Raw genomic sequence first — 11,204 nt, 5'->3', positions numbered from 1 at the left:
CGGACCAGCCAGCACGAACTCGAACACGGTCCCTCCCACCGACGCTGTGTGCCCGACTTCGTACCTCACCCGGGGCCGGGTTCCGCCGCCGGGGCGCGCTTGCGTGACAGGAGTGCACGCGAGGGACTGGTGGTGCCACTGAGGTGGGTTGCGGGCTCTCGCGACGCGATCAGCGCGGCCAGCAGCGTCGTCACCGGAACGGCCGCGACGATCCCCACGCTGCCCGCCAGGGTCCGGATGATCTCCGCGGCGATGTTCTCACTGCCGAGCAGCGCGCCGAGCCCGACGCCCGAGATCGACGACGTCAGCAGCACCGGCAGCGCGGCCCCGGCGTAGGCCATGACCAGGGTGTTGACCGCGGAGCCGACGTGGTCGCGGCCGATCCGCAGCCCGGAGCTGTACAGCTCGCGCCAGGTCAGCGCCGGGTTGGCGCGCCGCAGCTCCCACACCGCGCTGGTCTGGGTGACGGTGACGTCGTCCAGCACGCCGAGCGCGCCGATGACGACGCCCGCGAGCAGCAGCCCGCGCGCGTCGATGCCGTGGCCGAGCGAGCCGATCAGGTTGGAGGTGTCCTCGTCGAGCCCGGTCAGCGACGCGGCGGCGGAGAAGATCGCCGAGAGGACCCCGATGAGCGCGAGGCTGACGAGCGTGCCGAGCACCGCGGCCGAGGTTCTCGCGGACAGCCCGTGGGTCAGGTAGAGCGCGATGAACATGATCGCGCCCGCGCCCGCGATCGCCACCAGCAGCGGATTCTCCCCGGCGAGGATCGCGGGCAGGATGAACAGCGCGATCACCACGAAACTCAGCACCAGCGCGACGAGCGCGGCCAGTCCCTGCCAGCGGCCGAGCACGAGGACCGCCACGGCGAACAACGCGGCCAGGACGAGCAGCGGCGTCCCGCGCTGGAAGTCGACGATCTGGAACGAGGCCGGATCGGCGGCGTTGCCGCCGTTGTAGGCGAGGACGATGTCGTCGCCCGCGGCGAACCTCGGCGTGCTGGGCTCGATGGGGACGGACAGGCGCAGCGTCTTGCCCGCGCCCGGGCCGTCGGTCATCTTCAGGTCGGCGGTCAGGCAGGGTTTGCCGTCGGACGGCGGCGGGGTGCCGACCTGGACCTGGCCCGGCGCGAGGCACGGGCCGGTGACCGTGCTCGCGATCGTCGCCTTCACCGGCGTGCCTTGCTGGATAACGCTCTTCGGCGACGCCTTGCCCCACGGGTAGAGCACGATCATGCCCACGACGGTGGCGAGGGCGAGCGGGGCCAGCAGCCAGATCAGCAGCAGGCGGACCCGGCGCGACGCGGGCGCGGCCGGACCGTGGCCATGACTGTGCCCGTGCCCGTGGCCGCCGTCGGCAGCGGTGCTCTTGGCAGTGGGTTCGGCGGGGGTTTTCGGCGCAGGCCGCGCGGGTGGTTTCCGGCGCGGTGCGGCGGCGGCGCGGGTGCGCGGCGTCTCGCCGGTGCCGGCGCGGCGGCGGCCGCCTTCCGGCGGCGTGCGCCGGGGCGGATTTCCGGCACTCCGGGACGTTCCGGGCGCGCGGCGGGGCGTCGAAGGCGACGGATCGTCCGAGACCCGGCGAATCGGGCCTGTGTCGTCATCGGAAATGTCTCGGCGATCCACGAAGCACATCCTCCACAGCGGATGCGCCCGGGTGGCGGCGGGGCTCGGATCAGGCGGGCGACTGGCGGAGGTGGACGCGGCGGTACGCCGAGGGCGGGGTGTCGAAATGATCGAGGAACGCCTGGCGCAGCGTCTCGGTCGAGCCGAACCCGCACCGGCGCGCGATCGCGGTGAGCGGGAGCTCGGTGCAGGACAGCAGCCGGGCCGCGTGCTCGGTACGGACCGTGCGAACGTACCGGCTCGGCGAAGTCCCGAGATGCGCGTCGAAGAGCCGGGTCAGCTGACGGGCGCTGACACCCGCCCGTTGCGCCAGCGTGTTGGTGCCGAGGTCGGCGTCGAGATGCTCGCCGATATACGCGGTCAGATCGCGGACCTGGCGGTGCTCGGGCGGCGGCCCGGACAGGAACATGCTGACCTGGGCCTGGTTCCCCGGCCGCTGCAGGTAGGTGACCAGCGCGCGGGCGGTCTCGCGCGCCAGGCTCGGGCCGTTGTCCTCCTCGACGAACGAGAGCGTGAGGTCGAGCCCGCTGGTCACCCCGGCGGAGGTGTAGACGTTGCCGTGCCGGACGTACAGCGGGACCGGGTCGACGGTGATCTGGGGGAAGCGCTCGGCGAGCCGGTTGGCGTAGATCCAATGGGTGGTGGCCCGGCGCCCGTTGAGCAGCCCGGCCGACGCGAGGACGGTGGAGCCCGTGCAGACCGAGGCGATCCGGCGGCTGTGCTGCGCGAGCCGCCGGACGTGGCCGAGGATCCGCTCGTCCGCGGCCGCCGCCTCATGTCCGAGACCGCCGGCGACGATCAGCGTGTCGAGTTCGCCGGTGATCTGGTCCAGCCGGTACTGCGTACGCAGCGTGAGCCCGCACGAGGATTCGACGTCTCGACCGTCCACAGTGGCCAGCCGGATCTCGTACCCCGGCCGCGCGCCGAGCTTGTTCGCCCCGTGGAGCACGTCGGCCGGGCAGGCGATGTCGAGGAGTTCGGCGTCCGGGTAACCGATGATCACGACACGTCTGGGTGAACCCGGCATACGCCGTACGGTAACACCTGAACTGGCGGTGAGACACGGTTCGCAGGATTCCGGACATCGTCCCCGCGCGTGGCCCGGCCCGCTGCCACGGTGACGGTATGACGGACGAACAGAAGACCTTCGCCTTCGTGGTGTACCCGGGATTCACCGTGCTCGACCTGGTCGGCCCGTTGCAGGTGCTTTCGGCGCTGGCGTCGCACAACCCTCGTTACCGGGTCGTGGTCGTGGGGGAGACGCTCGACGGGCTCGGCACGGACACCCCGCTGGGGGTCACGCCGAGTCACACCTTCGCCGACGTGCCCGCGCCGTACGCCCTGCTCGTGCCGGGTGGCGGGCAGCCGACGATCCGCGCGCTGTCCCACGAGCCACTCCTGGCCTACCTGCGCTCGGCCGCGGCGAGCGCGCGGCTGGTCACCTCGGTCTGCACCGGGTCGCTGCTGCTCGGGGCCGCCGGGCTCCTGGAGGGCAGGCCCGCGACGACGCACTGGATGTTCCGCGACCTGCTGCGCGCGTTCGGCGCCGAGCCGGTGGCGCGACGGTGGGTCGAGGACGGCCCGGTCATCACGGCGGCCGGGGTGTCGGCGGGGATCGACCTCGCGCTGCACATCGTCGAGCGGCTCGAAGGGACGGAGGTGGCCAGGACCGTCCAGTTCGCCGTCGAATACGACCCGCAGCCGCCGCTCGGGCCGCTCGACTGGTCGAACCCGCCTTACGGCCCGCTCACACCGCTGCGGGAACACGTGCTGCGCGACGGCCTCGCGGACAACCCGGAACTGCTGGAGAAACTGCTCGCTCAGGCCTGAGCTCCCCGGCGCACTCCGCCGGACGGAGGCGGCCAACCGGGTGAGGTCCGTGCGAGAGGGTCCGTGACGCCGTGTCAGCGGCTAGATTCGCACCTGCCCGTGCGATGCAGACGCGACGCTGGTGGGGACGTCAGTGCGGTTCCAGATTCTCGGCCCGTTGGCTGCTTCCGTACCGCTGCCCTCCGCGCCCCAGCCACGCAGGCTGCTGGCGGTCCTGCTCGCTTGCCCGAACGAGTTCGTCTCCCGTGACGCCCTGGTCGACGAGCTGTGGCCGGACGGGGCCCCGCCGAGCGCGGCGGCGATCGTGCAGGTGACGGTGTCGAAGCTGCGCAAGACGCTGTCGCCGGGGCACGCGGTGGACGACGCCGGGCAGCGGCTGCGATCGGGGCCGCGCGGGTACGCGCTCACGGTCGCGGACGGGGAACTCGACGCCGGCGAATTCCGCGCGCTGGTGAACGCCGCGACGGCGGCGGCGAACCGGGTGGAACGCCGGAATCTCTTCGAGCGGGCGTTGTCCTGCTGGCGAGGCGGGGCGCTGGCCGACGTCGCGGGCGGCCCGCTGCTCGAGGCGCACAAGCTGTGGCTGGAGGACCGGCGGCGGTCCGCGCTTCTCCAGCTGGTCGAGCTGGAGCTGGCCGACGGTGACGGGCCGTCGGTCGTCAGCCGGCTGGATCCGGTGCTGGCCGCGCGTCCCGCCGACGAGCGGGTCGCCGCCCGGCTCGCCTGTGCGCTCGACGGGCTGGACCGGCGCGACGCGGCGCTGGACGTCCTGCGGCGGACCCGCCGCGCGCTGTGGGACGAGGCGGGGGTTCATCCCGGCGAGGAGATGCGTGCGGTCTACCGGCGGATCGCCGGCACCGAGTGGACGGCGGGCGGTGCGCCCGCCCAGCTTCCGCCGGACCTCCCGGATTTCGTGGGGCGCACGGCGGAACTGACCGCGCTGGCCAAGGCGTTGCGCGGGCGGGCGCCCGTCGTCGTGCACGGGCCGGCGGGGTCGGGGAAGACGGCTCTAGCGGTGCGGGCGGCGTGGCGCGCTCGGAAGCGATTCCCCGACGGGCAGCTCGTGGCCACGCTGCGCGGTGCGCCTGCCGAACCGCGGGAGGTGCTCGCCGGTTTCCTCCGCGCGCTCGGTGCCGCCCCGGCCGAGCTGCCCGCCGACTTCGCCGGGCTGGTCGCCGCCTGGCGGGGGATGACCGCGGACCGGCGGCTCCTCGTGCTGCTGGAGGACGCGGCCACCGAACGCCAGATCCGGCCGCTGCTGCCCAGCGGGCCCGGCTGCGCCACCGTGATCACTTCCCGGCGGGTGCTGCCGGGGCTGGCCGGGGCCCGCCCGGTCGCCGTGCCCGAGATGTCCACAGTGGACGCTCGCGAGCTGTTCGGGGCGATCGCGGGCCGGGACCGGCTGCGTGCCGAACCCGGGGCCGTCGCCGAGGTGCTGCGGCAGTGCGCCGGGCTCGCCCTCGCCGTGCGGGTCGCCGCGGCGAAGCTCGTCCAACGGCCGCGGCTGCGCGTCGCCGATCTCGCCGCCCGCCTCGCCGACGAACGTCGCAAGCTCGACGAGCTCGCCGTGGGCGACCTCAGCGTCCGGACGGTCCTGGTTTCGGCACTGGCGGAGCGGACCTCCGGCGAGCGGGACGCGCTGGCCCTGCTCGCCGCGTTCGGCGGCCCGGTCACGGACTGGTGCGCGGCCATTCTGCTCGGGCGTCCGCTCGCCGAGGTCCGGGATCTGCTCGACACCCTGGCCGACGGGCACCTGCTGCGGCCGGGCCCGGCCTACACCCTGTCCGCCTTCGTCCGGCTGGCACTGGCCGAGCGGCCCCCGGTCCGGCTCGATCCGGGGAAACTGCGTCAGGCGCTCGAAACGATGCTCGCCAAGACCCTGGGCACCGTGCCCGGTCCGGACACCGAGCAACTCGCCGCCGCGGTGCACCTCGCGTCGCGCCACGGCTGGACGGAGCTCACCGGGCAGCTCGCCGACGCGTGCGCCGCGCGGGCGGGCACGCCGTGGCTCGGCCGCTCCGCGTGGGCCGTCTCGGTGCGCGGCCTGGTGGCCGCGCGGCGCCGGGGCGATCACCGCGCGGAGGCGGGACGGCTGTTCACCCTCGGCTCCGTGCATGCCCAGGGCGGGCGCTGGCGGCTGGCCCGCAACTACTACGTCATGGCCGAAACCCGGTTCCGCGCGCTCGGTGAGCTGGAACAGACCGGCGCGGCGTTGAGCGCGATCGCCGACATCGACCTCGACTCCGGCCACGCGCGGGCCGCGGTCGAAGAACTGCGCGAGGCGCTCGAGCTGTTGCGGGCGTGTGGCGCCCATCGGCGTCAGGCCGTCACGGCGGCCCAGTTCGGTTCGCTGCTCGAAGATCTCGGGGACATCCCCCGTTCCGTCGAGAGCTTCGAGGCGAGTGTGCTGCTTGCCCAGCACAGCGACGACGAACGCTCGCGCGATCAGGTGGCGAAACGCTACGCCGACGTCCTGCGCCGCGGCGGCCGGAGAGACCGGGCCGCGAACCTGCTCGACGATGCGCTGGGCGGCGCGGTCCGGACCGGGGAGCGGCACTGGGAGGCCCACGTGCTGCGGAGCCTGGGGGATCTGCACACCGAGGCGGGGGAGTGGCGGGAAGGGGAGGGGTGCCTGACACGCTCGTTGACGCTGTTCGACCAGATCGGGCACCGGCACGCCGCCGCGTACACGCATCGCAGCCTCGCCGAGGCCAGGCGGCTGGCCGGCGACCACGCGGCCGCGCGGGCGCATCTGCGGGCGGCGATGGGCGTCTTCCACGATCTCGGCGACCGGCGTGGCGCCGGGTACGCCCTGATGAGCCTCGGCCGTTCCTACGCCGAGACCGGTGCCGCGGCGGACGCCCAGCGGGTCCTGCGCCGGGCGGCCGATCTGTTCGCCAGGCTGGGATTCCCGCTGTGGGAGTTGCGGGCCCTTCGCGAGCTGAACGCCGTCTCCAGCGACTCGCCCGAGGCCGCGCGGACTCGTGAAGTCTTGACGAAAATCCGGACCTGACGGGCCCGCCGGGACACCGCGGCGCCGGGCGTTTGGCGAAGTTATGGCGACACCGATTTGGCTGGCCCTTGTCGAGCACACCCCGAGGAAGGCAAGCCATGCGGTTGTCACCCATGCTGCCCCGAGCGGCCTTCGGGCTGACCGCGGCGGCCGCGACGATGGTGTTCGCCACCATCGGCACGGCGTCGGCCGTCACGAAACTGACCCAGGCGCAGGCGGCGGCGAAGCTGAGCGCGGCGGGCGTCACCCACTCGTCGAGCGGCGGCTGCACCACCCGGACCAACTCCCACTGCACCTCCTACGAGCAGATCAACGCCGGCACGGTGGACGGCGTGCTGACGCTCAAGCGCGCGAGCGGCTGCGCCCTCAACATCACCGGCGGGACCGAGGTCGGCCACGCCGCGGGGACCTACAGCCACTACAACGGCTACAAGGTGGACATCTCGCACAACAGCTGTATCGACGGCTACGTCAAGAACAGCTTCACCTACGCCGGCAAGCGCGGGGACGGCTACCCGCAGTGGAAGGCGTCGTCGGGAAACCTCTACTGCGACGAAGGCAGCCACTGGGACATCACCTACTTCTAGCGCGGGCCCGGCCGGGAGCTGTCCGCATGAGGGCGACGGACAGCTCCCGGCCCGGCCGATCTTCATCCGGCGAGGTCAGGGTGGTGCCGGGTACCCTGCTGGCTGTGACGGACCTGGTCCGGCCGGGATGGCGGGAGCCCATGCTGGCCACCCTCACCGAGCGGCGCTTCTCGGACCCGAACTGGGTCTTCGAGCGCAAGCTCGACGGCGTGCGCGCGCTCTGCGTGCGCGACGGCGGCGAGGTCGGACTGTGGTCCCGGGCGCGCAAGCCGATGAACGGGGCCTATCCCGAGATCGCGGACGCGCTGGCCGAACGCGGCGGCGAACAGTTCGTCGTGGACGGTGAGATCGTCGCGTTCGACGGCCAGCGCACGAGTTTCGCCGCGCTGCAGCCGCGGATGCACCTCACCGATCCCGGCCGGGCGCGGCGCAGCGGGGTCAAGGTGTACTTCTACGCGTTCGACCTGCTGCACTTCGGGGGCATCGACGCGGTCGGCCTGCCGCTGCGCCAGCGCAAGCAACTGCTGCGCGACGCGTTCGACTTCGGCGACCCCCTGCGGTACGCGGCGCACCGCAACGGCGACGGCGAGCGGTTCTACGCCGAGGCCTGTGGCAACGGCTGGGAGGGCGTGATCGCGAAACGCGCCGATTCCCCTTACACACCAGGCCGTTCGAGCGACTGGCTGAAGTTCAAGTGCGTGCGGGAACAGGAGTTCGTCGTCGGCGGGTACACCGATCCGCAGGGCACCCGGTCCGGGCTCGGCGCGTTGCTGCTGGGGTATCACGACAACGGGGCGCTGCGGTACGCGGGCAAGGTCGGGACCGGCTTCGACGACGCGATGCTGCGCGAACTGCTCGGCAGGCTGACGCCGCTGGAGCAGCGGACCTCGCCGTTCGCCGGGACGGTGCGCGAACGCGGCAGCCACTGGGTGCGCCCGGAACTGGTGATCCAGGCGGGATTCGCCGAATGGACACCCGAGGGCAAACTCCGGCACGCGCGGTTCGCCGGGATCCGCGACGACAAGGCGGCGGCCGACGTGGTGCGGGAGGACCGGTGAACCCGGACGAGATACGAACGTCCAATCCGGACAAGGTCTTCTACCCCGAACGGGGCCTCACCAAGGGCGACGTGGTCGCGCACTATCGCGCCGTCGCCGACGTCATGGTGCCGCATCTGCGGGGCCGCCCGCTGACGCTGCGCCGCTACCCGCACGGCATCCACGGGGAGACGTGGTTCCAGAAGGAGGCAAGCTCGTATTTCCCGGACTGGCTGCGGGTCGAGAAGGTCCCGCAGCGGACCTCGGCCACGGTCCGCCACGTGATCTGCGACGACGCCGCGTCGCTGGTGTACCTGGCCAACCAGGCGGTGGTGGAATACCACATCTGGACGTCCACAATGGACGCGCTGGAGAAGCCGGACATGGTGGTAATCGACATCGACCCGCCCGACGACGCCGACGTCCGGGAACTGCGGGACATCGCCAAGCTGATCCGGCAGGTGTACACCGCGGTCGGGCTCACCGCGTACCTGCAGGCCACCGGCGGCCGGGGATTCCACGTCGTGGCGCCGGTCGAACCCACCGCGAGCTACGCCGTCGTGCGGCAGGTCGCGCTGAAGGCCTCGGAGCTGCTGGTGCGGGTCGACCCCGAGCGGCTGACCGTGGCGCAGCGCCGGGACAAGCGCGGGGGCCGGGTCTTCCTCGACACCAACCGCAACGGCTACACGCAGACGTTCATCGCGCCCTACTCGCTGCGCGCGCGGCCCGCCGCCGGTGTCGCCACCCCGCTCGACTGGGGTGAGCTGGCCAAGGCCGAGCCGGACGGCTGGACGCCGGACCGGATCAAGCGGCGCCTGGCCCGCAAGGCGGATCCGTGGCACGACATGGCCGAGCACGCGGCGTCGGCGGAAAAGGCGCTGGCCCAGCTCAAGCAGTACTGAGCCGCCCGTGGCCTCCAGGGAAGTCCGTGAAGGACTCCTTCACGGCACTCAGCGCCGGTAAGGAGTCCTTCACGGCGCCGATGTTCCGTGGCGCCGCGGGTGGGTACCCATGGGGGCGGACGCGGAACCGAGCAGAGGGTTCGAGGTGATCGTTCATGTCCAGCGGGAGCAACCCGGTCACGCATCCGGAGCGGATGGGCACGGCACGCGGAGCCGTGGGCGCCGGGGCCGGGCTGGTGGTGCTGGCGGGGCTCTACCTGATCGTCGCGCCCTGGATCACCCGGTTCGGTGGCGCCGCGGACCTCGCGGTGAGCAACACCGTCACCGGGCTGGCGCTGGTGGGCCTCGCCGCGGGGCGGACGCTCGACGAGCGGCTGCGCCCGTTGTGGTGGGTCGTGCCGGTCCTCGGCGCCTGGGCCGTGGTCTCGCCCGGCGTGCTGCGATTCGGCGACGAGACGCCGCCTTCGACGGGCGCGTGGATCGGCAACGCCGTCGCGGGTGTCGTCGCCGCCGTCGCGGCGCTGGCCATCTTCCCGCGCCGCACGCGCCAGTGACGGTCAGTCGTCCGGTTCGACGTCTTCGGGGGCGGCGTCTTCGAGCAGTCCGCGCCAGCGGGGCGCGGCGAGGCAGGACCCCGAGGTCCAGCCGCGGTAGACCACCTCGCCGACGAGTACCGGCCGCACCCAGTGGGCGTCTTCGGCCTGCCGTGCCGGAACCTCGTGGAACGGCGAGGTCTTGCGGGTGAGCCGGTGCAGGCGCCGGGCCAGGGTTTCCAGCTCGGCGCTGGAGAATCCGACGCCGACATTCCCGACGTAGCGCAGTGCGTCGCCCTCGGGCACGCCGAGCAGCAGTGAGCCGAAGGTCCCGCTGCGGCGTCCGCCGCCGGGCCGCCAGCCGCCGAGCACGACCCGCTGCACATGCGGATCGGTGATGGCGAGCCAGTCGCCGGTGCTGCGGCCGGGGCGGTACCGGCTGTCCGCGCGCTTGGCGAGGATCCCGGCGAGGCCGTGCTGGTGACTGGCGCGCGCGACGGCGCCGCCGTCGCCGAGGTAGTGCTGGGGCACCTGCCAGAACGGGCCGGTCAGGTCGAGGCCTTCGAGCAGCTCGCGGCGCGTGGTGTAGGGCAGGTCGAGACAGGAGCGACCGTCCACATGCAACAGATCGTAGGCGAGAAAGAAGGCGGGGTAACGGTCTTTGAGCCGCTTCGCCGCGGCCGCGTCGGCCTGGCCGCGGCGGCGGAGACCCTCGGCGCTCGGCCTGCCGTCCTCGAACGCGACGATCTCGCCGTCCAGCAGGACCTCGGTGGAGCCCAGTTGCTCGCCGAGCCCGCGCAGTTCGGGATAACGGGCGGTGACGTCCGCGCCGGACTCGTCGTAGGCGGTGACCCGGCCGCCGGACACCCGGAGCATCGTGCGCTGGCCGGACCAGGCGAATTCGTAGGCCCACTCGGCGTCCTCGGACACGGCGGGGAGGCGGCCGGGTTTCGCCGCCATCGGGGCCAGGAACGACGGGATCTCCGCACGGCCGGGTTCGGCCGGATCCAATCGTTTGAGCACCCAGTCCCGTTCGGACTCCGGATCGTGCCGGTTGACGAAGACGTACTTGCCGCGTGCCTTCGCGCCGTGGAAGACGACTTCGACCTTGTGGTCGTTCCAGTGCAGCGTCTCGTACCGGCCGCGATCCCAGATGGTCATCCGCCCGCCGCCGTATTCGCCTGCCGGGATCTCGCCCTCGAAATCGGCGTACTCCATCGGATGGTCCTCGGTGTGCACCGCGAGCCGGGTGACGTCCGGCGACATCGGCAGGCCCTTCGGGACCGCCCACGACACGAGCACGCCGCCGCGTTCCAGCCTGATGTCCCAGTGCAGCCTGCGCGCGTGGTGTTCCTGGATCACGAACAGGTCGTCGGCACCGGGTTCGGGCCGCCGCGGCCACGGTTCCGAGGTGCGCCGGGGATCGCGCTTACGCCGGTACTCGCCGAGTTGTTCCGCCATATCCGGCCGTGGCACCCCCATTCCCCGTTCGGTCGTTCCCCAGCGTATCCCTTCCCTCGCACCGGGAAACCTCCGTACGGGGGTTCGGGCCGAAGGGGAGTTTCCTTGCGGCGGAGCGGGGGCGTTGGGGGGTGTGTGTTTTTTGTTTGTTGTTTTATTATAGTGACATACGTCGAGTGGGGGTGGATGTGTTAATGTTTCGTCACGGACAGCACGCTGGGG

Annotated in this window: 9 protein-coding genes; 6 read left to right on the top strand and 3 right to left on the bottom strand. The window is 72.4% G+C overall.

Annotated features, from left to right (window positions below):
- Positions 1 to 65: 65 nt before the first annotated feature.
- Positions 66 to 1,619 carry a YibE/F family protein gene (locus ACFWX1_RS47100; RefSeq protein WP_378396457.1) on the bottom strand — a complete coding sequence of 518 codons (1,554 nt, stop codon included), beginning with the start codon at positions 1,617 to 1,619 and terminating at the stop codon, positions 66 to 68.
- A gap of 49 nt (positions 1,620 to 1,668) precedes the next feature.
- Positions 1,669 to 2,646: a GlxA family transcriptional regulator gene (locus tag ACFWX1_RS47095; protein ID WP_378396456.1), complete on the bottom strand. Its 978-nt coding sequence runs from the start codon at positions 2,644 to 2,646 to the stop codon at positions 1,669 to 1,671.
- Between the two features lie 98 nt (positions 2,647 to 2,744).
- Here ACFWX1_RS47095 and ACFWX1_RS47090 point away from each other — a divergent pair, with 98 nt between their 5' ends.
- The 6 genes from ACFWX1_RS47090 (at position 2,745) to ACFWX1_RS47065 (ending at position 9,542) form a co-directional block, all read left to right on the top strand.
- Positions 2,745 to 3,449, top strand: coding sequence for a DJ-1/PfpI family protein (locus ACFWX1_RS47090; protein ID WP_378396455.1), 705 nt, complete (start codon positions 2,745 to 2,747; stop codon positions 3,447 to 3,449).
- Between the two features lie 157 nt (positions 3,450 to 3,606).
- Entirely contained in the window at positions 3,607 to 6,462 is a 2,856-nt protein-coding gene (locus ACFWX1_RS47085) for a BTAD domain-containing putative transcriptional regulator (protein ID WP_378396454.1), read from the top strand.
- A gap of 98 nt (positions 6,463 to 6,560) precedes the next feature.
- Positions 6,561 to 7,049, top strand: a complete 489-nt coding sequence (locus ACFWX1_RS47080) for a hypothetical protein (protein ID WP_378396453.1) — start codon at positions 6,561 to 6,563, stop codon at positions 7,047 to 7,049.
- A 140-nt stretch (positions 7,050 to 7,189) separates the two neighbouring features.
- Entirely contained in the window at positions 7,190 to 8,107 is a 918-nt protein-coding gene (gene ligD, locus ACFWX1_RS47075; RefSeq protein ID WP_378396459.1) for a non-homologous end-joining DNA ligase, read from the top strand.
- An 11-nt stretch (positions 8,108 to 8,118) separates the two neighbouring features.
- Positions 8,119 to 8,988, top strand: coding sequence for a non-homologous end-joining DNA ligase (ligD, locus tag ACFWX1_RS47070; protein ID WP_378396458.1), 870 nt, complete (start codon positions 8,119 to 8,121; stop codon positions 8,986 to 8,988).
- 155 nt (positions 8,989 to 9,143) lie between these two features.
- Positions 9,144 to 9,542 carry an SPW repeat protein gene (locus ACFWX1_RS47065; RefSeq protein ID WP_378396452.1) on the top strand — a complete coding sequence of 133 codons (399 nt, stop codon included), beginning with the start codon at positions 9,144 to 9,146 and terminating at the stop codon, positions 9,540 to 9,542.
- A 3-nt stretch (positions 9,543 to 9,545) separates the two neighbouring features.
- Here ACFWX1_RS47065 and ACFWX1_RS47060 read toward each other — a convergent pair whose 3' ends face one another.
- Positions 9,546 to 11,003 (bottom strand): DNA polymerase ligase N-terminal domain-containing protein, encoded by a 1,458-nt coding sequence (locus ACFWX1_RS47060; protein WP_378396451.1) that lies wholly within the window; start codon positions 11,001 to 11,003, stop codon positions 9,546 to 9,548.
- Between the last annotated feature and the right edge of the window lie 201 nt (positions 11,004 to 11,204).

The sequence above is a fragment of the Amycolatopsis sp. NPDC059021 genome, from assembly GCF_042739895.1.
In the GTDB taxonomy this organism is placed as follows: Bacteria; Actinomycetota; Actinomycetes; order Mycobacteriales; family Pseudonocardiaceae; genus Amycolatopsis.
This window is presented reverse-complemented; position numbering and strand designations above follow the sequence as displayed.

Bases quoted from the DNA above. Each gene is read 5' to 3' on its own strand.
- ligD (WP_378396459.1), top strand. From the start codon at position 7,190: ATGCTGGCCACCCTCACCGAGCGGCGCTTCTCGGACCCGAACTGGGTC.
- ACFWX1_RS47065 (WP_378396452.1), top strand. From the start codon at position 9,144: ATGTCCAGCGGGAGCAACCCGGTCACGCATCCGGAGCGGATGGGCACG.
- ACFWX1_RS47060 (WP_378396451.1), bottom strand. From the start codon at position 11,003: ATGGGGGTGCCACGGCCGGATATGGCGGAACAACTCGGCGAGTACCGG.
- ACFWX1_RS47095 (WP_378396456.1), bottom strand. From the start codon at position 2,646: ATGCCGGGTTCACCCAGACGTGTCGTGATCATCGGTTACCCGGACGCC.
- ACFWX1_RS47080 (WP_378396453.1), top strand. From the start codon at position 6,561: ATGCGGTTGTCACCCATGCTGCCCCGAGCGGCCTTCGGGCTGACCGCG.
- ACFWX1_RS47090 (WP_378396455.1), top strand. From the start codon at position 2,745: ATGACGGACGAACAGAAGACCTTCGCCTTCGTGGTGTACCCGGGATTC.